Origin of the sequence: Niastella koreensis GR20-10 (assembly GCF_000246855.1) — a bacterium.
In the GTDB taxonomy this organism is placed as follows: Bacteria; Bacteroidota; Bacteroidia; order Chitinophagales; family Chitinophagaceae; genus Niastella; species Niastella koreensis.
This window is the reverse complement of sequence record NC_016609.1, coordinates 2,664,937-2,685,068: the sequence shown is the minus strand read 5'-3', so window position 1 is coordinate 2,685,068 and position 20,132 is coordinate 2,664,937. Positions and strand designations below refer to the sequence as shown.

At 46.2% G+C, this 20,132-nt stretch carries 19 protein-coding genes; 15 read left to right on the top strand and 4 right to left on the bottom strand.

Features of this window, described 5'->3' with window-relative positions:
• Positions 1-67 precede the first annotated feature (67 nt).
• The 9 genes from NIAKO_RS10925 to NIAKO_RS10885 all read left to right on the top strand — a co-directional run bounded on the left by NIAKO_RS10925 (position 68) and on the right by NIAKO_RS10885 (position 7,963).
• Positions 68-862, top strand: coding sequence for a HipA family kinase (locus NIAKO_RS10925; RefSeq protein WP_014218485.1), 795 nt, complete (start codon positions 68-70; stop codon positions 860-862).
• A complete protein-coding gene (locus NIAKO_RS10920; protein ID WP_242675436.1) occupies positions 828-1,223 on the top strand; it encodes a DUF3037 domain-containing protein in 396 nt (131 codons plus the stop codon). The genes NIAKO_RS10925 and NIAKO_RS10920 overlap by 35 nt, the downstream gene beginning before the upstream one ends.
• 469 nt (positions 1,224-1,692) lie before the next feature.
• The gene (locus NIAKO_RS10915) at positions 1,693-2,775 is read left to right on the top strand and encodes a fatty acid desaturase family protein (RefSeq protein ID WP_014218483.1); all 1,083 of its coding nucleotides are present in this window, start codon (positions 1,693-1,695) and stop codon (positions 2,773-2,775) included.
• Between the two features lie 395 nt (positions 2,776-3,170).
• The gene (locus NIAKO_RS10910) at positions 3,171-3,710 is read left to right on the top strand and encodes a YceI family protein (protein ID WP_014218482.1); all 540 of its coding nucleotides are present in this window, start codon (positions 3,171-3,173) and stop codon (positions 3,708-3,710) included.
• Between the two features lie 37 nt (positions 3,711-3,747).
• Positions 3,748-4,248 carry a hypothetical protein gene (locus NIAKO_RS10905; RefSeq protein ID WP_014218481.1) on the top strand — a complete coding sequence of 167 codons (501 nt, stop codon included), beginning with the start codon at positions 3,748-3,750 and terminating at the stop codon, positions 4,246-4,248.
• A complete protein-coding gene (locus NIAKO_RS10900) occupies positions 4,236-4,967 on the top strand; it encodes an NRDE family protein (RefSeq protein ID WP_014218480.1) in 732 nt (243 codons plus the stop codon). The genes NIAKO_RS10905 and NIAKO_RS10900 overlap by 13 nt, the downstream gene beginning before the upstream one ends.
• Entirely contained in the window at positions 4,964-6,028 is a 1,065-nt protein-coding gene (locus NIAKO_RS10895) for an ATP-grasp domain-containing protein (RefSeq protein WP_014218479.1), read from the top strand. Before NIAKO_RS10900 ends, NIAKO_RS10895 begins: the two co-directional genes overlap by 4 nt.
• 206 nt (positions 6,029-6,234) lie before the next feature.
• Positions 6,235-6,912 (top strand): LysE family translocator, encoded by a 678-nt coding sequence (locus NIAKO_RS10890; protein ID WP_107685526.1) that lies wholly within the window; start codon positions 6,235-6,237, stop codon positions 6,910-6,912.
• Between the two features lie 196 nt (positions 6,913-7,108).
• Positions 7,109-7,963, top strand: coding sequence for a hypothetical protein (locus tag NIAKO_RS10885; protein ID WP_014218477.1), 855 nt, complete (start codon positions 7,109-7,111; stop codon positions 7,961-7,963).
• 123 nt (positions 7,964-8,086) lie between these two features.
• Here the strand turns inward: NIAKO_RS10885 and NIAKO_RS10880 are convergent, their stop codons facing one another.
• Positions 8,087-9,403 (bottom strand): 4Fe-4S dicluster domain-containing protein, encoded by a 1,317-nt coding sequence (locus NIAKO_RS10880; RefSeq protein ID WP_014218476.1) that lies wholly within the window; start codon positions 9,401-9,403, stop codon positions 8,087-8,089.
• Between the two features lie 222 nt (positions 9,404-9,625).
• On the opposite strand from NIAKO_RS10880, the gene NIAKO_RS10875 reads away from it, so the two are divergent.
• Together NIAKO_RS10875 and NIAKO_RS10870 are read left to right on the top strand one after the other, a co-directional pair.
• Positions 9,626-10,123 (top strand): phosphoribosyltransferase family protein, encoded by a 498-nt coding sequence (locus tag NIAKO_RS10875; RefSeq protein ID WP_014218475.1) that lies wholly within the window; start codon positions 9,626-9,628, stop codon positions 10,121-10,123.
• 182 nt (positions 10,124-10,305) lie between these two features.
• Positions 10,306-12,039 carry a phospho-sugar mutase gene (locus NIAKO_RS10870; protein WP_041346618.1) on the top strand — a complete coding sequence of 578 codons (1,734 nt, stop codon included), beginning with the start codon at positions 10,306-10,308 and terminating at the stop codon, positions 12,037-12,039.
• A 75-nt stretch (positions 12,040-12,114) separates the two neighbouring features.
• On the opposite strand, the gene NIAKO_RS10865 is transcribed toward NIAKO_RS10870, so the two are convergent.
• The 3 genes from NIAKO_RS10865 to NIAKO_RS10855 all read right to left on the bottom strand — a co-directional run bounded on the left by NIAKO_RS10865 (position 12,115) and on the right by NIAKO_RS10855 (position 15,272).
• A complete protein-coding gene (locus NIAKO_RS10865) occupies positions 12,115-12,693 on the bottom strand; it encodes an OmpH/Skp family outer membrane protein (protein WP_014218473.1) in 579 nt (192 codons plus the stop codon).
• Positions 12,694-12,798: 105 nt separating this feature from the next.
• On the bottom strand, positions 12,799-13,992 hold the full coding sequence (locus NIAKO_RS10860) for a Gfo/Idh/MocA family protein (RefSeq protein ID WP_014218472.1): 1,194 nt from the start codon (positions 13,990-13,992) through the stop codon (positions 12,799-12,801).
• Positions 13,993-14,039: 47 nt separating this feature from the next.
• Entirely contained in the window at positions 14,040-15,272 is a 1,233-nt protein-coding gene (locus NIAKO_RS10855) for a nucleoside permease (protein WP_014218471.1), read from the bottom strand.
• A gap of 121 nt (positions 15,273-15,393) precedes the next feature.
• Here NIAKO_RS10855 and NIAKO_RS10850 point away from each other — a divergent pair, with 121 nt between their 5' ends.
• The 4 genes from NIAKO_RS10850 (at position 15,394) to NIAKO_RS10835 (ending at position 19,888) form a co-directional block, all read left to right on the top strand.
• Positions 15,394-15,882 carry a MarR family winged helix-turn-helix transcriptional regulator gene (locus NIAKO_RS10850; RefSeq protein WP_014218470.1) on the top strand — a complete coding sequence of 163 codons (489 nt, stop codon included), beginning with the start codon at positions 15,394-15,396 and terminating at the stop codon, positions 15,880-15,882.
• 5 nt (positions 15,883-15,887) lie between these two features.
• Positions 15,888-17,450: a histidine ammonia-lyase gene (gene hutH / locus NIAKO_RS10845; protein WP_014218469.1), complete on the top strand. Its 1,563-nt coding sequence runs from the start codon at positions 15,888-15,890 to the stop codon at positions 17,448-17,450.
• A 42-nt stretch (positions 17,451-17,492) separates the two neighbouring features.
• Positions 17,493-19,172, top strand: coding sequence for a urocanate hydratase (gene hutU / locus NIAKO_RS10840; protein ID WP_014218468.1), 1,680 nt, complete (start codon positions 17,493-17,495; stop codon positions 19,170-19,172).
• A 134-nt stretch (positions 19,173-19,306) separates the two neighbouring features.
• Positions 19,307-19,888, top strand: coding sequence for a hypothetical protein (locus NIAKO_RS10835; RefSeq protein WP_014218467.1), 582 nt, complete (start codon positions 19,307-19,309; stop codon positions 19,886-19,888).
• The last annotated feature ends 244 nt before the right edge of the window (positions 19,889-20,132 follow it).

Below are 20,132 nucleotides of genomic sequence, written 5' to 3'. Positions count from 1 at the left end.
CCTTCCTGACTTGTCGGGGAGGGACGTTTCTATTTACAGAATTTAGGTTACTTTTAGCCCCATTTTTATGTCACAACAACCTGAAATAAGAACAGTGAACGTTACCCGCTACGTTACCCCGCTGCGCGAGGGGGGTTCACTGCCTGCCATTGCAGAAGCTGATGATGGCTTTATGTATGTGCTTAAATTCAGAGGCGCCGGGCAGGGGATAAAAGCCCTGATAGCCGAACTGATAGGCGGAGAAGTGGCCCGTGCATTGGGCATGAAAGTGCCTGAACTGGTACTGGCCAATTTAGACACTGCCTTTGGCCGTACCGAGCCCGATGAGGAGATCCAGGACCTGTTAAAAGCAAGTGTGGGGCTTAACCTGGCGCTGCATTATTTATCGGGCGCCATCACCTATGACCCGGCTGTTGTAAAGATCGATGCGCGGCTGGCCTCGCAGATCGTATGGCTCGATTGTTTGCTCATGAACGTTGACCGTACGCCCCGCAATACCAATATGCTCATCTGGCATAAAGAACTCTGGCTTATTGATCATGGCGCTACTTTATATTTCCACCATAACTGGCCAAACTGGAAAGAACAGGCACTAAAACCATTTGCGCAGGTAAAAGACCATGTATTGTTGCCACAGGCTTCGCAACTCACTGAAGTGGATGCCGCCTTCAGGGCGGTACTTTCACCCGAACGCATTCGCGCCATTGTTGACCTGGTGCCCGAAGAATGGCTGACAACCGACCTGCAGGAAGCATCCGCTGCAGAACGCCGCCAGGTGTACGCCGAATTTTTAATAACCCGGATTGCCTCGTCACACATTTTTGTTAATGAAGCCCAACATGCAGGAAAAATACTTATTTGAGTACGCAGTTATTCGTATGGTGCCCAGGGTAGAGCGGGAAGAGTTTTGCAATGTGGGCATTATTTTATTCAGCAAGGAGCAAAAGTTTTTGCAGGCCATGCACACGGTGAATGAAGCCAAAGTAAAAGCACTGGATGAAAAAGCCGACATTCCTGAAATTCTTGCTTACCTGCACGCATTTGAAAAAATTTGCCAGGGCGCCAAAGAAGGCGGGCCCATTGCCCAGTTGGATATGCCATCCCGGTTCCGCTGGTTAACAGCCCAGCGCAGCACCATATTGCAAACGTCGCGCGTGCATCCGGGCTTTTGCAAAAACCCGCAGGAGGCGTTGGTGCGGTTGCACCAGCAGTTGGTTTTATAGCACCAGGCACTATGGAATTGGCAGACGGAAAATCCCGACAAGTCGGGACAGGCAGGCAGACATGAAAGGCTGTAGACAGCAGGCAGAAGGAAAACAGTTTAACAAGTCAACCTGTCAACGCGTCAACTTGTTAACTCGTCAACCTGCCCCCATTACTTATCAACGAATTACAATTTAAGCGCAGAAATTTCGTTTAATTTAGCGTTCATTTTTAGTTAACATCCAATATCCGTCATGGCATAGTGTTTGCTCAACAGGGTAGACGCTGATTAACTGCTGTAAAAACCGATTTCACATGAATTTTTATCCCGGTTACTACTATTTTTTAGCCCGTCGCTTACCTACGTTCGTATGACTTTTCTCATGTTGTGAGATGACAATTATCAATTTGAAATCATTGTATTAAATGGGGCTTCTTTAACATTTCTTTCTTTACCTTTGCAACGCGAAAAAAACCAGAAGTATTTACATGCCTAAAGTAACCTTTAATAATAAAGACAAATCTTTTTTCAATACGCTAAAGTCATCCGTTGATCAGTATTTTGCTACGCATAATATCAAGAAAACGGGTAACTGGGCCCTGTATTCAAAAACAGCTATTCTGGCGCCGCTGGCGATCCTGATCTACGCATTGCTGCTGTTCCTGTCACCATCCATGCCTGTTATTTTGTCAATTGCGCTTTGCTGTTTCCTGGGTTTTGTGCTGGCCAGCATTGGTTTTAACGTAATGCACGATGCCTGTCACGGCAGTTATTCAAGCAAAGGCTGGGTGAATGAAACCATGGCCCTCAGCTCGAACCTGCTGGGCGGTAATACCTACATCTGGAAATTCAAACACAATATCGTTCACCACACCTATACCAACATCGACGGGGTTGACGATGACATTGCCCTGAGCCCCCTGATGCGTCAGTGTGAAACCCAAAAATGGCTTCCGCCACACCGGTTTCAGCATTATTACGGTTTCGTTTTATATGCATTTACCTCACTGGCCTGGTTCTTTGTGATGGACTTTACCAAATATTTCAACCAGAAAGTACATACTACTCCCATGACCAAAATGGATACCAGGGAGCATGTGATCTTCTGGATAAGTAAAATTTTGTACGCCGCCTTCTTTGTGGTCCTTCCTATCATCCAATTAGGCTGGTTACCCTGGATACTTGGCTTTATAGCCCTGAACCTGACCCTGGGCTTAACCCTGGCAGTAGTGTTTCAGCTGGCACACGTGGTTGAACATACCGATTTCGTACATGCCGATCAGGTGGAACCCATGAAAATCGAGAACGAATGGGCTATTCACCAGGTACGCACCACCGCAAACTTTGCTCCCCGTAATAAATTTATTTCCTGGTACGTGGGTGGATTGAACTACCAGGTAGAACACCACCTGTTCCCAAAGATCAGCCACATTCATTACCCGGCTATCAACCGCATTGTAAAACAAACCTGTGCGCAATTCAATATTGCTTACAATGAGTTTCCTACCATGCAGCAGGCCATTGCTTCGCACTACCGGATAATTAAGGAATTAGGAAAGAAACCGGATTAATCGTATTTACAATACAGGCTTAAAGCCTAAAGGTAAAAGCTGAAAGGAATACATGCCTTTCAGCTTTTTGCTTTTAGCATTGGGCTTTTCGCCGGTAACTCACTTACAACCGGCAGGAGATCTGTTTCCCCAATGTTAAAAAATTACAAAACCACCACCCGGTGGTATAACCGATTCAATAAACTATAGTCAATAATCAATAGGCAACTGGCAAACAGGAGCAACGGATAACATTAACAATACGTAATATCAACAGGCATATGGTTTGTGAAATTGCCTACTGCTTATTGTTAATTGCCTATTGTCTTTTGAGGAACCTTTTCCCCGCTTTTTGTTAAAATATTTAACATATATTTTCCCCGTGAGGTATTACTTTACATTAAACGGTTTTTTATATGAGGAAAACAATTGTACTTATTCTTGCCCTGTTCCTTACATTTTCGCTGTTTTCACAGTCATTGACGCCGATAGACAGCGCCTCGGCAGTTACCTTCAAAATAAAGAACCTCGGATTCAATACAGGCGGTTCGTTCAGCGGGCTGGGGGGCACCATCAACTTCAACCCCGACCACCCCGATGGCTGCAATTTTGATGTACATATTGATGCGAATACGGTAAATACCGGCGTTGAAATGCGCGATGATCATTTGCGCGGCAGCGATTATTTTGATGTAAAAAATCACCCGCAGATCAGGTTTGTGTCTGAAAAAGTGACCGGCTCACAAAAGAAAGGAACATTTTCTGTGACCGGTAAGCTAACCATCAAGGGAACAACAAAGGACATTTCGTTTCCTTTTACGGCACAGCCCATTAAGGACGGGTATTTATTTAACGGTGAATTCAAAATAAACCGCCGCGATTTCAAGGTAGGCGGGGGAAGCACGGTAAGTGATAATTTAACAGTTAACTTAAAGGTGGTTGCGCGGAAAGTATAGGGTATAATTATTTTATATTCAGGAACAAAACCGACCAATGCAATTACAACAAGCTGTAAATACGATCTTTGTTCAACTGGCCGACTCGCTCGGCCAATTGTCGCCACCGCAATACAGCCAGTCGTGTGCAACCCTGTTCAACAATACGATTGGCCAGCACGTGCGACACATCATTGAGTTGTTCCAATGTTTGGAGAATGGATACGAATCAGGTACTGTCAATTATGAAAAACGTAAACGCGATGAGGAGATAGAAACCGATAAGGAACTGGCCGGCCGCCTGTTGCTGGATATTCACCGGGGATTGAATAAACCCAATAAAACCCTCACCCTGGAAGCCAGTTACGACGAACACGACCCCGATTCCATTGCCCTTGAAACTAATTATTACCGCGAAATAGCTTATAACCTCGAGCACACGATCCATCACATGGCCCTGATACGTGTAGGTATTACAGAGATTACCAATATTCAGCTACCAGACGAATTTGGGGTAGCATCCTCTACCATTAAGTACCGTAAACAATGTGCACAGTAACATTTATCCGTTCGGCGGATAAGATCTATATAACATCCAACCGCGATGAAAAGCATTGGCGTTCCAGTGCAATGCCGCCGGCGTTGTATCCCTTTCAATCGGGCACTTTATTATTTCCGAAGGATGGCGACGCCGGTGGAACCTGGATAGCAGCCCATGAAAATGGCAATGCCATCGTTTTTTTGAATGGAGGTTTTGTTTGTCACCAGCCAACGCCGCCGTATCGCAAAAGCCGCGGACTGGTATTGCTGGACCTGCTGGATTCCGTTAACCCGGTATTGAGTTTCGGCCTGTGGAATTTACAACAGATAGAGCCCTTTACCGCCGTGATCTGGAACAGGGGGCAGTTGTTTGAATGCCGGTGGGATGGCATCAGGAGGCATGTGACCGAACTGAATGATTCGGAACCGCACATCTGGTCGTCGGCCACGCTGTACGATGAAACTGTGGTGGCGAAAAGAAAAAGCTGGTTCAGAGAATGGCTGCAGCAACACGCAGCGCCTGCACCCGGCGACCTGCTGCATTTTCACCAGTTTACCGGCGATGGCGATGCAAACAATGACCTGCTGATGAATCGCAATGGCTACGTGTTCACCGTAAGTGTTACGCAACTGGTGTTAACCGGTGAACACACCCACATGCATTACCTTGATCTGCAGCAAAACAAAACCTTCACGCAACAATTAACAGTAGAAAAATCAATGGCAAGCCGGGAATGAACAGCATACAACGCATCCTGCACCGACCGTTTTTTATAAAGTTATTTAACTGGGAATACTGGAGCTTTGCCAGTGTATATTTTTGCATTTACCCGGTATGGGTGTTGTTGTGCCTGCGCGCCCGGTCGTTCTTCTTCTTTGCCGCCAGTAACCCCACCATTAAGAATGGCGGCTTTTTATGCGAAAGTAAAAAAGACATCATTCCCATTATTCCCGCGCAACACCATCCGCCAACTGTTTTCTTTTCCATCCCCACCAATGGCAGCATCGTGGTGCGCGAACTGCAACGGGCCGGTTTACAATACCCGCTTATTGGCAAGCCCAATATCGGCGCCCGCGGCCGGGGCATAAAAGTGTTGCGTAATGAACAGGAGGTGTTAGCCTACTGCCATACCGCTTATCTCGATTTTCATATCCAGGAATTTGTTTCCTGGAAATGCGAAGCAGGGATCTTTTATGTACGCAATCCCAACCAGGCCAGCGGCGCCATCACGGGCATTGTATACAAAGAGTTTTTATCGGTAACAGGAGATGGCAAACATTCCATGCTGCAATTGTTACAAAAAGATAAACGCGCGCTGATGTATTTGTGCAGTTTGAAAAAGATCCATGGCGACCGGTTGAACCAGGTATTGCCGGCGGGCGAAAAACAGATCGTATCACCATTTGGCAACCATGCCCGCGGTTCCAGGTTCACCGATGCCAGCCACCTGGCCGATGAAGCGCTTACCCGGGTAATCGATGACATTTGTAAACAGATCCCTGGTTTTTATTTTGGCCGCCTCGACATCCGGTTTGAAAGCTGGGAAGCATTGAAAGCAGGCAGGAATTTCTCCATCATTGAAGTAAATGGGGCTGGTTCGGAACCCACCCATATTTATGATCCGCGTCATTCTTTATTCTTTGCCTGGAAGGAGATCATCAGGCATTGGGTACTGCTTTATCGCATCAGCCGCATCAATCATAAAAAAGGACACCGGTATCTTAGTTTTCGGGAAGGAATTGCTATGTTTAGAGAAGCTAATATTTTTGCAAAGAAGCTGAATGCGATGACGGAGTAGCATAATTAGCTAATTTGATAATGTGCTAATTTGCTAATGTGATAATGGAATACAGCATTATTTTATGCTTCGCGTGAGCTATTTTTTTACAAAAGCAGACAGCTCTGTATTTCATTAGCAAATTAGCACATTATCGAATTATCACATTTGTATTTTCAACCAATAAGCATCATAAGAAATTGTATTTACGTATATTCTTCACAGGCATGTTTATTAGTTTCCTGGGTACCTTACCGCTGGGAACGTTAAATGTAGCGGCCATGCAGATCTCTGTAAGTGATGGCATTCAGCCGGCCCTGCTATTCTCTGTGGGCGCCCTGCTGGTGGAGATCATTTATGTGCGCATTTCGCTGGTGGCTATGGACTGGGTGCAAAAACAGGAACGACTGTTCCGCTGGCTGCAATGGTTTACCGTATTGATAATAGTGGCCCTGGCCGTAACGAATTTTATGGCGGCTGCCAGTCCGCACGTTAAAAAGAACGTAATTCTATCACGTACCATTCCGCGCTTTTGGTTAGGGATGGCCATGAGCGCCATTAACCCGGCGCAGATCCCTTTCTGGTTTGGCTGGAGCACCGCCCTGTACACCAAAAAGATCCTGGTTCCCCGGAACGATATCTACAACACCTATATAGCCGGTATTGGCCTGGGTACCTTTCTGGGCAATGCTGTATTTATTTTCGGCGGACAACTCATTGTAACCCGTTTAAACGCGAAACAGGGTATGATCAGCTGGATAATTGGAGGCGTGTTTGCGTTAACGGCCCTTATCATGACGTGGAAGATCCTTTATAAGGCAAAGGGCAAAGGGGAAGAGGCAGAAAAAATTGGCAAACGGCAAACAGTAAAATACAACGCGCGTCGCGGCAAACCAACTAACTAACTAACTAACTAACAAACTAACTTAATAACCTACGAACCTAATAACTGACCCTTAAAACACAGAACTCCCACTCACAATCAACAGATTATATTTAAAGAAGATTTTTCCTACAACCCACACACCAAAAAAAAGCTCCATGCGTTTTAAACCTCGCGCCCGGTTACGAGTCTGACACGGGACCTTTAAAACATACCCCATGCAAAAAAGAAAATCCATTTTCCTCGGCCTGGTAGCCTGTTGTTTAGTTACTTCATTTGTAGCCTGTAAAAAAGCGGCCAAAGATGCAGCCACCGATATCACTGCAGCAAATGATAACAGCATGGCCGAGAGCAATTACAACGATGCCATCAACATGGTAGACGCTTCTGCCGCACTCGGCACCAGCTTTTCCTTCAGAACAGAGACCGGCGCAAACGTTGCCCGTATTGAAGATGTATTGGGCAGCTGTGCTACAGTAACAATTGATACTGTGAGCGCAACCCGTAAAATTACCATCGACTTCGGCACTACCGATTGCGTTTGTCCCGATACCAAGAAACGCAGAGGTAAGATCATTGCTACCTGGGCAGGCACCAGGTACCGCGATCAGGGAACGGTAATCACCATCGGCTTCGACAACTACTTTGTGAACAACAACCAGATCATGGGTACGCACAAGACCACTAATCAGGGTCTGAATACTGCCGGCAACCTGGTGTATAAGATCGAAGTAAGCGGTTCTATTGTAAAATCAGTTGGCGGAACCATTACCTGGAACTCTACCCGTTACCGCGAATGGACTGCCGGCGCCAGCACACCGATGAACCCATTGGATGATGCGTATTCAATTACCGGTTCTGCCAATGGTACTACTGTTCTTGGTACTTCGTATACCATCAACATTACACAACCACTGATCCGTAAAATGAGCTGCTACTGGATTGAAAGCGGTAAAATTGAACTGACACCAACCGGCGGCACTACCTGGACGCTCGATTATGGCAGCACTGGCTGCGATGCCGATGCTTCCGTTTCAGTACTCGGTTTGTCTTATAATATCAAATTATTCTAAGCAATACGCTTCTTAGTCCCTCAATAATAGTGTTTGTTAAACCGAAAGCCTCCCGTAATTGGGAGGCTTTTTGTTATCGAAGCAGCTTTGTAATATTAAGTATCCAATGTGATAATTAGCTAATTATCCCATTTCGCTTACCCATTTATCCCTATCGTCCGGACTAAACTTCCAGGGAGCAAAGTTATTTTCCACGTTACTGAACATGGCGTTCCATTCCTGCGGGGCATTGCTTTCTTCCATAATAAGTGAACGGCGCAGTTCGAGGATAATTTCCAACGGACTGATGCTAACCGGGCATTCCTGTACACAACTGTTGCAGGTAGTGCAGGCGCGTAATTCTTCTACTGAAATATAATCGTGCAGAAGGGTTTTACCATCATCTTTAAACTCACCGTTCTGATCTATGTTCTTCCCAATGTCTTCAGCCCGGTCGCGGGTAGCCATCATGATCTTACGGGGCGATAATTTTTTACCGGTTATGGTAGCAGGACAAGCCGCACTGCAGCGGCCACATTCCGTACAGGAATAAGCATCCAGCACATTGCGCCAGCTGAGGTCCGGAACATCTTTTGCGCCAAATTTGTCGGGCGGCGTAGCATTGGCCGGCGCCAGTTCAGGCTGCATGGCATACAACACTTCGTTTTGAATGGCGGGCATGTTACTCATTTTACCCATAGGCTGCAGCCGGGCAAAATATGCATTGGGAAACGCCAGGATAATATGCAGATGTTTGCTGAAAGGGAGATAATTCAAGAATGCAAAGATGCCCAGAATGTGTAACCACCAGCAGGTTCTTTCAATACCCACCAGGGCATTATCGCTAAGGCCGCCCAGCAAGGGATGCAACAGCGAAGAGAAGATAAAATTACCGGTGACGTGTTCCCCGTAATGTCCGTACCCACGTTGCTGTAACAGCGTATCGGCCGAGTTCATGGTTAGGAAAAGCGACATCAGTACGATCTCGGTAATAAGGATATAATTGGCATCGCTGCGCGGCCAGCCATCCAGGTCGGGACTGGCAAGGCGTTTTACTTTCACCACATTTCTTCTTATAAGAAAAATAGCACAACCCACCAGCACCGTCAGGGCCAGGAATTCAAATGCATTGATCAGGTATGGATAAACGACACCAGCCCCGGAAAATATACGGTGAGTACCAAATACGCCATCTATAACGATCTCCAGTACCTCTATATTAATAATAATGAAACCTGCATAAACAAAAAAGTGCAGCACAGCCACCAGGGGATTGCGAAACATCTTTTTTTGTCCGAACGCCAGCAGCAACACATTACGCCACCGGTCGCCGGTACGGTCGCTGAAGTCGGCATCCTTACCTAATAGAATGTTGCGGCGTATAGTCATTATCTTTTTACTAAAAAACCAAATGGCTACCGCCGAAATGATGATGAATAGTATCTGTGGTATATATGACATAACGGCTAAGATAGTTAATTTGGGAATTAAAAAACAGCTGTTAGCTTTAAGCCGTAAGCTGTAAGCAAATACATGGTTAAAGCCTAAAGGTTAAAGCTGAAAGTAATACAAATTTTCGCTTTAGGCTTTCGGCTTTGGACTTTGGACTTTCCCCTTTCGGCTTACAGCTTACAGCTTGTGGCTTGAAGCTGTTTTTTCCATAGATTTGGCAAAATAAAAAGCATGTCGCGTAATTATATCCTCGATAAAGAAACAGTAGCCCGGAAATTACAACGGATGGCCTATGAGATCGTAGAAAACAACCTCGACGAAAAGGAGATCATTCTTGCCGGCATCCGCGAAAACGGCAGCGTAATTGCCCGCAACATAGAGCAACTGTTACATGCAATAAATAGCAATATCAAGATCTGGAATATCGAGATCGCCCTTGATAAAAAGGCGCCCCACGACATAAAACTGAGCGGGGAAACTGATTTTACCGATAAAGTGATCATTGTAGTGGATGATGTGGCCAACAGCGGCCGCACCATGTTATATGCCATCAAACCGTTTCTGGCGTACCTGCCTAAAAAGATCCAGACGCTGGCGCTGGTGGAGCGCACGCACAAGGCCTATCCTGTTAGCACGGATTATGTGGGTTTGTCGGTAGCTACTACGTTGCAGGAGCATATTTTTGTTGAGGTGGAAGGGGAGGTTGTGAGTGGAGCTTATATGGAGTAAATGCAGGCTATAAGCCGTAAGCTATAAGCCATAAGCCGTCGCGGCGGTCCTGTATTTGCTTACAGCTTACCGCTTAAAGCTTATGGCTATTTCCTATGGGGGTATGCTTTTTGAATGATACAAGCGTCCAATCGGAAAATTATATATCTTCAAATTTCAATAATAACCTCAATTTGAGTACTATGGATGATGCAATTATGCAGCGCGTTCAGGTTTGGAAGGACGGAAATTATGACGATGCCGCCAAACAGGAAATTGCCAGGCTTGAAAAAGAGAATCCCACAGAACTGGCCGATGCTTTTTACCGCAACCTGGAATTTGGTACAGGTGGTTTGCGTGGTATTATGGGCATTGGAACAAACCGCATTAACAAATATACGGTTGGAAGCGCCACCCAGGGCTTTGCCAACTACCTGAATAAAACCTATCCCGGTGGCACTATTCGCATTGCCATTGCACACGACAGCCGCAACAACAGCCGCCAGTTTGCAGAGATCACTGCCAATGTAATGGCCGCCAACGGCATCAAGGTATTTTTGTTTGAAGCCTTGCGCCCCACCCCCGAATTAAGTTTTACCATTCGCCAGCTGGGCTGCCAGGGCGGCGTGGTATGTACCGCTTCGCATAATCCGAAAGAATACAACGGTTATAAAGCATACTGGAACGACGGTGGTCAACTGGTGCCGCCGCACGACAAAAACGTCATAAAAGAAGTGGAAGCCATTGCCTCGGTAGATGAGGTGAAATGGAGTGGGGGCGAAGCCAATATTTCCATCATTGGCAAGGATATGGACAAGCAGTACATAGACATGGTGAAGAGCCTGAGCGTTTATCCCGAGGTAATCACCCGTCAGCGCGACCTGAAAATTGTTTATACACCCATACATGGTACCGGTATTATGCTGGTGCCCGAAGTACTGCAACGCTTTGGTTTTACCAATGTGCATATTGTAGAAGAGCAGGCTAAACCCGATGGTAATTTCCCTACAGTGGTTTACCCTAATCCTGAGGAAAGCGAGGCTATGAGCATTGGTTTGAAAAAAGCAAAGGAACTGGATGCCGATATTTTACTGGGAACCGATCCCGATGCAGACCGCGTTGGTATTGCCATTAAAGACAAACAGGGCAACTGGGTGTTGATGAATGGTAACCAAACCGCCGTGCTGGCCTTCAATTATATCATTGAAGCCCGTAAGGCCAAAGGCATTGCCCAGCAAAACGACTTTGTGTGCAAAACCATTGTGACCACGGACATGATCGACCGCATTGCGGCTGAAAATAATGTAAAATGCTACAATGTATTGACCGGGTTTAAATGGATCGCCGAACTGATCAAGGAAAAAGAGGCCAGCGAACATTACACCATAGGCGGGGAAGAAAGCTACGGCTTAATGATCGGAAGCCAGTTACGCGATAAAGACGCGGTATCTGCCGTGGCCCTGCTATGCGAAATGGCTGCCTACGAAAAAGACAAAGGCAGAAGCCTGTTTGAAAAACTGATTGACCTGTACGTACAATACGGTTATTATAAAGAGCATTTGATCTCCATCACCAAGAAGGGCATGAATGGCCAAAAGGAAATTGCCGAAATGATGGATGGTTACCGGAACAACCCGCCATCTACCATCAACGGTTCTCCCGTGGTACAACTGCTCGATTATGATTTGCGTAAAGGGAAAAACCTGCAAACAGGAGAGGAGTGGCCCATTACCCTGCCTGTTTCAAACGTGCTGCAATTTATTCTGGCCGATGGCAGTAAGATCTCTGCCCGCCCCAGCGGTACCGAGCCCAAGATCAAATTCTATTTCAGCGTAAATACCACCATTAAAAGCGCTGCGGAGTTTGATTCTATCCAGGTAAAGGGCGACCTTGATAAGAAAATTCAGGGTATTATCAGCGATATGGGTTTGAAATAACAATAAAGAAATCCCGGAAATAAAAAAGGAGCTCCGATTACCGAAGCTCCTTTTTCTTTATACCAGTTGTTGTTCTTAGTTCTTTTTTGGTGCAGCAGGTGCAGGCGCCGGTGCATCGGCAGGGGCTGCATCTTTCGTTGGTGTAATGTTCAGTTTCTTGTACACCAGCGGTAAAATATCATCTGCTGAAGGGAAAGCGATCAGTTGCTCTTTAGGCAGAATGTAAGCGTAGCCATTTTCTTTTGCCACCGCCTGTGAAGTTTGAACGGCTTTGTCCTGGATGGGCGCCAACAGCTCCTGCTCGTGCTGGTTCATCATTTGCTGGGCTTCCTGTTGAACAAAGTTGGTCCATTTAACATACAGGTCATTCAACTCTTTGCGCTTAACTTCCTTTACAGGAGCGGTCATTTTTAAAGAGTCAATTACATATTGTTTTTGTTTATCTATAAATGCCTGTTGGTAATCATTTCCCTGTTGAACCAGGGCTTTCTGGTATTCCTGCATATCGCCCTGTGCTTTTTTGTACTCGGGCATGTTGGCTACCAGTTCCTGCAGGCTGATATATCCTATTTTATTTTGGGCATTTGCCTGGATGGCGTTTGCCAGCAAACCAATGGTAAAAATCACAACTATTGCTACAAATTGCCTCTTCATATTGGGGGTTTGAGTTATTTATGTCGCAAGATAATGGAATTCGCAACTTCCCATGAAAAAATACCGGGAGTTTATTTAGCCACTAGGGATTTTATTTAGTCCCCATTATTCCATCACCCTTTCAACGATTTTTCCGGTTTGTTTATTTTTCAGAATAACCTTTTTTGCACCATAATGGGTTATTTCTTCTTTTACCAGGTAATGCTCGGCATCGTACTCGGTAAGGTGGCTGTCTTTGGTAACCCCGGTTTTTCCCCGCCAGATGTCGAGCTGTACCGGCTCCCACAATTTGCTTTTTGCCGAGCGGTAGGCTGCATCCAGGATGCAATTCACCACATAACCATCGTAAAAAGTTTCTTTAGGATCCTGATCGGCTTCCATAGCATTGAACATGTCCATGAACATATGGTTGTACCCCAGTTCATTCAGCTCGTCGCCTACCGGAAATAACCAACCGGTGTTGCTTTCGGCTTTTTCGGCTACGTAATTGGCGCCTTTGCCGCTGGTGAACATATCGAAACCGGTACGCAGAAAGCTGTTTATCCAGATGGTGCCTTCGGAACCCATTACTTCATCGCGCAGGTCGAGCCCGCCGCGGAAGGTCCAGCTTACTTCAAACTGGCCGATGGCGCCGTTCTCGTATTTTACCAGACCAATGGCGTGGTCTTCCGCATCGATGGGTTTTACCTGGGTATCGGCCCAGCACATTACCTCCACCGGTCTTATATCTTTTCCAATATAACTGCGGGTAATCTCCACGCAATGGCAGCCAAGGTCGAGGATGCAACCGCCGCCCGCCTGTTCCAGATCCCAGAACCAGTCGCTATGGGGGCCAGGGTGCGTTTCTCTTGACTTGGCCCATAAAATGCGGCCCAGGGCGCCTTCTTTCACACTCTCCAGCGCTTTTATGAATTTGGGAGTATACACAAGGTCTTCGAGGTAGCCATTGAAAATACCTGCCTGTTCAACGGCCTGCAACATACGCTTTGCCTCATCGCCATTGCGGCCAAGCGGCTTGGTGGTCATCACTGCTTTGCGGTGCAGACAGCAAAGCATTACGGCTGCTTCGTGCAGGTTATTGGGCAGGGCAATACATACAATGTCAACATCGGGATGCGCAATGGCTTCCTCCATATTGGTGGTATGGTGCGCTACGTTGTAATCTTCAGCAAACCGTTTAGCGCTTTCGGTACGGCGCGAATAGATACTTACAATTTTATCGCGGCTTCTGTACCCTTGTAAAGAGTCGGCATAAAACCGGCCAATAAAGCCTGAACCGAGCATTGCTATACGTGCCATATTCGTTTGTTTATAAAGATTATTGTTTTAGTTTATGGTAATACTATTTAAGAAACTTCCCCCGCAACATGCAGCTGTTTCTTCTCCCTGAAAAACAATATAAAGTATACCAGCACAGCGATGGCAATATAAGCAGGCATCAGCCAGATGTTAAGCCAGTTATGACCTGCTTTTCCGGTGAACGCATTGGTGGTTGACAGGGTATACGCACCGGCAACTTTACCTGAAAACCAGGTGCCAATCACCATACCAAGACCATACGTGGCAAATGTAAATAAGCCCTGTGCCGCATTCTTGATCTTTTCGCCTGCCTTCTTTTCTGTATACATATAGCCCGTTACAAAAAAGAAATCGTAACAAACTCCATGCAGGATAATTCCGGCATATAACAACCATAGATTGGTATCGATGTTACCAAAGGCAAATGCTGCATAACGCAAGATCCAGGCAATGATGCCCAGCAACAACATTTTCTTTACCCCAATGGTATTAAACAAAAACGGAATGGCTATAATAAACAGCGCTTCTGAAACCTGACCCAGGATCATTTTGCCGGTAGATTCCTGCATACCCGATTCTGTTAGGAAAAGGTTGGCAAAGCCATAATAAAATGACAGCGGAATACAAACCAGTACAGCCGCAATAAAGAAGATCAGATAGGGCTTGTCTTTAAATAATACGAATGCCTCCACACCCAGGGCCCTGGATGCTGAAGCATCTGCAGCCCTTCCTTTAGGCGGGGTATTAGGTAAAACAAAGCTTATTATTCCCAATGCAGCCGAAACCACGGCAGCCATAATAAAAGTGGAAGGTGTTTCTGCAATATGCAGCCGGGCAACCAATAACCCGGCAATGATCCAGCCCCCGGTTCCAAAAACCCGTATCCAGGGAAACTGTTTACCCGGGTCAGTCATTTGATGGAATGCAATACTGTTGGATAGGGCAATGGTGGGCATATACAACAGCGAATACACCAGTATTACCCAATAGAAAACCGAGCTGTCTGAAATTTTGGTAGCGAGCAATAACATCGCAGCGCCCAGCAGGTGTAACAGGCCCATTACTTTTTGAGCAGCAAAAAAACGGTCAGCAATCAATCCAATAAAGAACGGTGAGATCATGGTGGCGAGCGCCAACGCGCCATATGTTAAACCAATGGCGTCATCGGTGGCGCCAAGGTGCACTTTCATATAGGTGCTCATTGATACATACCAGGCACTCCAGATAAAATATTCCAGGAACATCATTAAACACAACAGAACTCCGACCTTGGTTTTCATATATATGCATTTATAAAGAATACGTGCGGAAATTACAACAAAATTGTATTAGCGCCTTTTACTGATTTATATTTTGGATTATTGTTACTTATTGTACATTTGTATAAGTACTTATACAATTATGAGCTTTTACGAATCACTGGGATTTCTGGTTTTTGGCAGCCGGTTGCGCAGGCTGAGTGAAGCATTTCTGGCCGATGTGAACAAGATCTATGCCTCGCACGATCTCTCTTTCGACGCCGCCTGGTTTCCGGTCTTTTATATTTTATCGAGACAGGAAACGGTGTCCATCAGGGACATTTCTGACGAGCTGGGCATTTCCCATTCGGCAGTAAGCCAGTTGGTAAGCAGTCTGCAACAGAAAGGCCTTATTAAAACCGCTACAGCCGATGATGATGCGCGCAAAAAAGTAGTGGCCTTCACCACCAAAGGAAAAAAATTACAACAGCAGGTACAGCCGGTATGGGATGCGCTGCAACAGGCCATGGAAGCATTGGTGCAGGAAGGAAAACACAGCAAAACCATATTGACGGCTATTAGTGAAATAGAACAGGGCTTGCAAAACGAATCAGTTTTTAACCGGGTGCAATCTATGTTGCCCCATAAGTAACTATTATGCAACAGGAGTTTTTTTACGGGATCGATCAATTAACAATTGGCAGTGCGCTGGCCATTGCCGGTGGTAAAACCAATGGCGTGCTGAATAAAACTGCCATTGCCAATATTCAAAAAAGCCAGCAGCACGTACAGGAAATAGTAGCAACCAACCGAACCGTGTATGGCGTTAATACAGGTTTTGGCGTGCTGGCCAACAAACCTGTTTCGGAAGAGGATACCCGTATTTTACAACATAAGATCTTACAAAGCCACAGCGTAGGGGTAGGAGCACCCATTCCGGTTGAAGTAGCCAAACTAATGCTCATTACCAAAGTGCACGCACTGGCGCGTGGGTATTCAGGCGCCCAGTTAGTCACGCTGCAACGCATCATCTGGCATATTGAACAGGATGTTATTCCCGTAGTACCGGAAAAAGGAAGCGTGGGCGCTTCCGGCGATCTGGCCCCGCTGGCGCATTTGTTCCTGCCATTGATCGGACTGGGAGAAGTTTTTTATAAAGGAGCAAGACACCGGTCGCAGGATATTTTAAAACAATTTGGCCTGGCGCCCATACAACTGGGGCCCAAGGAAGGATTGGCCCTGATAAACGGCACCCAGTTCATTTTATCGTTTGCAGTAAAAGCAGTACAGCGCATGCATTACTGCCTGGAAGCTGCAGACATCATTGGCGCTATGAGCCTGGAAGCACTCACCGGCACCAAGGCACCGTTTGATGAACGCCTGCACCGGCTGCGCCCATTTGCCGGCAATACATTGGTAGCCCAACGGCTGCGTTTGTTATTGCACCAAAGCGACATCATGCAAAGCCATGTTGATTGTGGCCGCGTACAGGACCCGTACAGTTTGCGTTGTATGCCGCAGGTACATGGCGCCAGCCGCAATGCCTGGTTGCACCTGAAAGAACTCACCGAAATTGAATTGAACTCGGTAACAGATAATCCCATCATCTTAAGCGCCGACGATACCATCAGCGGCGGTAATTTTCATGGCCAGCCACTGGCATTGCCACTCGACTATGCCTGTATAGCCGCTGCAGAGGCAGGCAACATCTCCGACCGCCGGTGTTACCTGTTGCTGGAAGGCAAATGGGGACTGCCCATGTTGCTGATGAAAAATGTGGGTTTGAACAGTGGGTTCATGATCCCGCAATACACTACGGCCGCACTGGTAACAGAAAATAAAACCCTTTGTTTTCCTGCCAGCGCCGACAGCATTCCCACCTCGCTGGGCCAGGAAGACCATGTGAGCATGGGCAGCATCAGCGGCCGCAAGCTGAACCAGGTGCTGGACAATCTTGAATTCATTCTGGCCATTGAATTATTAAGCGCCTGCCAGGCCATTGAATTCAGGCGGCCATTAAAAAGCAGCGAGATCCTGGAATCGGCCCATGATTATGTACGGCAGTTTGTAGGCTTTGCCGAGGAGGACCGCATTTTTGCCGATGACATCGACCAGATAAAACAACTCATCAGTAACTTTTCGTTTGTGGAGCATTGTAACGCTTTCGCCACAAAGAAAAAGGTACATTTAAATACAGGATACGAGGCCTTCGGGTTGTAACCCCACACAAAAACTACATTGGTAACAAAAACTACTCAAACGATGACACCTGCTACAAAACACTATGATGCCATAAAATATAAAACCCCAACGGGTTCACAACTTACCTGCAAAGGCTGGATCCAGGAAGCCGCCTTGCGCATGTTGTTAAACAACCTTGACCCCGCAGTGGCCGAACGCCCCGATGACCTGATCGTTTATGGCGGTCGTGGAAAAGCAGCCCGCAATTTTGAGGCGCTCGATCTCATCATCCGGTCGTTAAAAGACCTGAATGACAATGAGACCTTACTGATACAAAGTGGCAAACCGGTGGGCATTTTACAAACACATGTGAATGCACCCCGCGTGTTGATCTCCAACTCGCAACTGGTGCCTAAATGGGCCACCTGGCAGCATTTTGACGAACTGGAAAGAAAAGGGTTGATGATGTACGGACAAATGACTGCCGGTTCATGGATCTACATCGGCAGCCAGGGCATTGTACAGGGAACGTATGAAACCTATTCGGCAGCAGCCGATAAACATTTCGGCGGTACTTTAAAAGGAACGTTGAATGTAACAGCCGGACTGGGTGGCATGGGTGGTGCTCAACCTTTAGCAATTACCATGAATGAAGGAGTAGCATTGATTGCAGAAGTGGAAGAATGGCGAATAGATAAACGCATCGAAACAAAGTACCTCGATGTAAAAATGACAAGTATTGATGCGGCAATCGATCGCGCGCTGCAGGCAAAAGAAAAAGGAGAAATACTATCAATCGGGGTGTTATGCAACGCTGTTGAATTATTAGAACGCCTGGTTGAAAGAAATATTGTGCCTGATACACTTACAGATCAAACCTCGGCCCATGATCCGTTGATAGGATACTGGCCGCATGAAATTTCCTATGAGCAGGCAAAGGTTTTACGAGCGCAAAACCCCGAGCAATATATTTATTACGCCTACAACAGCATGTGCCGCCATGTGGAGTTGATGTTGGCCCTGCAACAAAAAGGTGCCATCACTTTCGATTATGGCAATAACATCCGCGCCTGCGCACAGGAGAAAGGATTGCAGAATGCCTTTGATTTTCCGGGTTTTGTGCCGGCTTATATCCGTCCACTGTTTTGTGAGGGCAAAGGTCCTTTCCGCTGGGCAGCTTTGAGCGGCGACCCAAACGACATTTCCGTCACCGACGAAGTTATTAGCAATTTGTTCCCTGAAAATAAATCACTGCAACGCTGGCTGAAGCTGGCCAAAGAAAAGATCGCCTTCCAGGGATTGCCGGCGCGTATTTGCTGGCTGGGCCAGGGTGAAAGAGAAAAAGCAGGATTGGCATTTAATGAGTTAGTAAGAACCGGAAAAGTAAAAGCGCCTATTGTTATTGGCCGCGATCACCTGGACACCGGATCCGTGGCATCGCCCAATCGCGAAACAGAATCCATGCTCGATGGCAGCGATGCCGTGGCTGACTGGCCCATTCTGAATGCACTGGTGAATACTGCCGGCGGCGCCAGCTGGGTAAGTTTGCATCATGGCGGCGGAGTGGGAATGGGGTATAGTATTCATGCGGGGATGGTGATCGTAGCAGACGGAACTTCCGATGCAGAACAACGACTGGCAAGGGTATTAAGAAACGATCCGGGCATGGGAGTTATACGACATGCAGATGCCGGATATGACCTCGCAAAAGAAACTTCAAATAAATTTGACCTTGATTTGAATAAACGCTTTCATAAATAATAATTATTTTCTATTTTGCTGTCGATACCACCGACCCCGACCGGAAAAACTGGTATTTATACTATGACAAAATATCTCCGTAATCTGTACGTTGTAGCAGTTATGAAGATTAACACGCATGAAAAATCCGCAATATGAAAACAACCATTTCCTTGTTCATTTTTGCCTTAGTAGCTACCAGCTCCGTTTTTTCCCAAGCCAAAGTAAGCTTGAAGATAGTTCAAAACGGAGCAGCCATTGCCCCCGTTAATGGCGAGTATGATTTAAAGAAAGCACCTTTTTCAGTTGAGTTTACTTTTGACGTAAATGCCGTTGATGGCGTTTTCGTTAATGCCGATTTTACCGATGGTATTTACAAAATCGGTGACAAAGCCCCTTTAGCCGACCTGCAAGACATTCCGTTTAAATTGGTGAAAGAAGACAATTTTAACCCTAACAAACAAATTGCGATCAATTCCGACACCTGGTCGTTCTGGTATTACAACAAAGGCACTAACGAATACCGTTGGGACCGCGATATCAAAACGATAGATGCCAACACGGTGACAGCTACCCGTACTATTGAACAGGTATATTTCCCGGTAAAAGAGAAAACCGTTAAAATGACAGAGGTTGGTGAACCACTCTATTTATTTTTCCTGGTTACCAATCCTTATAACCAACGTGGCGTAGTAAGAGAGCAATATCGTCAGCGCGCGAAGTTGAATTTCAAATAAGGCCAAAGAACATACAACATTAAGGGAGATAAGGATGCAAATCTTTGTCTCTTTTTCTTTTTATATACCTTCTGTTATTAGCTTCAGGATAAAGCCTAAAGGTCAAAGGCCAAAGCAAATACAATTTAAGCTTTCACCTTTGGGCTTTGAGCTTTCGCCTTTTGGCTTTAAGCTTTCTCTAAGATCCACATTAAAATCAAGTTACAATCCCTATAAAACAGCCGGTTAATCGCAGTTTTCTCCT

Excerpts from the sequence above, each read along its gene's own strand:
- NIAKO_RS10925 (WP_014218485.1), top strand. The coding sequence starts at position 68 with ATGTCACAACAACCTGAAATAAGAACAGTGAACGTTACCCGCTACGTT.
- NIAKO_RS10920 (WP_242675436.1), top strand. The coding sequence starts at position 828 with ATGAAGCCCAACATGCAGGAAAAATACTTATTTGAGTACGCAGTTATT.
- NIAKO_RS10915 (WP_014218483.1), top strand. The coding sequence starts at position 1,693 with ATGCCTAAAGTAACCTTTAATAATAAAGACAAATCTTTTTTCAATACG.
- NIAKO_RS10910 (WP_014218482.1), top strand. The coding sequence starts at position 3,171 with ATGAGGAAAACAATTGTACTTATTCTTGCCCTGTTCCTTACATTTTCG.
- NIAKO_RS10905 (WP_014218481.1), top strand. The coding sequence starts at position 3,748 with ATGCAATTACAACAAGCTGTAAATACGATCTTTGTTCAACTGGCCGAC.
- NIAKO_RS10900 (WP_014218480.1), top strand. The coding sequence starts at position 4,236 with ATGTGCACAGTAACATTTATCCGTTCGGCGGATAAGATCTATATAACA.
- NIAKO_RS10895 (WP_014218479.1), top strand. The coding sequence starts at position 4,964 with ATGAACAGCATACAACGCATCCTGCACCGACCGTTTTTTATAAAGTTA.
- NIAKO_RS10890 (WP_107685526.1), top strand. The coding sequence starts at position 6,235 with ATGTTTATTAGTTTCCTGGGTACCTTACCGCTGGGAACGTTAAATGTA.
- NIAKO_RS10885 (WP_014218477.1), top strand. The coding sequence starts at position 7,109 with ATGCAAAAAAGAAAATCCATTTTCCTCGGCCTGGTAGCCTGTTGTTTA.
- NIAKO_RS10880 (WP_014218476.1), bottom strand. The coding sequence starts at position 9,403 with ATGTCATATATACCACAGATACTATTCATCATCATTTCGGCGGTAGCC.
- NIAKO_RS10875 (WP_014218475.1), top strand. The coding sequence starts at position 9,626 with ATGTCGCGTAATTATATCCTCGATAAAGAAACAGTAGCCCGGAAATTA.
- NIAKO_RS10870 (WP_041346618.1), top strand. The coding sequence starts at position 10,306 with ATGGATGATGCAATTATGCAGCGCGTTCAGGTTTGGAAGGACGGAAAT.
- NIAKO_RS10865 (WP_014218473.1), bottom strand. The coding sequence starts at position 12,693 with ATGAAGAGGCAATTTGTAGCAATAGTTGTGATTTTTACCATTGGTTTG.
- NIAKO_RS10860 (WP_014218472.1), bottom strand. The coding sequence starts at position 13,992 with ATGGCACGTATAGCAATGCTCGGTTCAGGCTTTATTGGCCGGTTTTAT.
- NIAKO_RS10855 (WP_014218471.1), bottom strand. The coding sequence starts at position 15,272 with ATGAAAACCAAGGTCGGAGTTCTGTTGTGTTTAATGATGTTCCTGGAA.
- NIAKO_RS10850 (WP_014218470.1), top strand. The coding sequence starts at position 15,394 with ATGAGCTTTTACGAATCACTGGGATTTCTGGTTTTTGGCAGCCGGTTG.
- hutH (WP_014218469.1), top strand. The coding sequence starts at position 15,888 with ATGCAACAGGAGTTTTTTTACGGGATCGATCAATTAACAATTGGCAGT.
- hutU (WP_014218468.1), top strand. The coding sequence starts at position 17,493 with ATGACACCTGCTACAAAACACTATGATGCCATAAAATATAAAACCCCA.
- NIAKO_RS10835 (WP_014218467.1), top strand. The coding sequence starts at position 19,307 with ATGAAAACAACCATTTCCTTGTTCATTTTTGCCTTAGTAGCTACCAGC.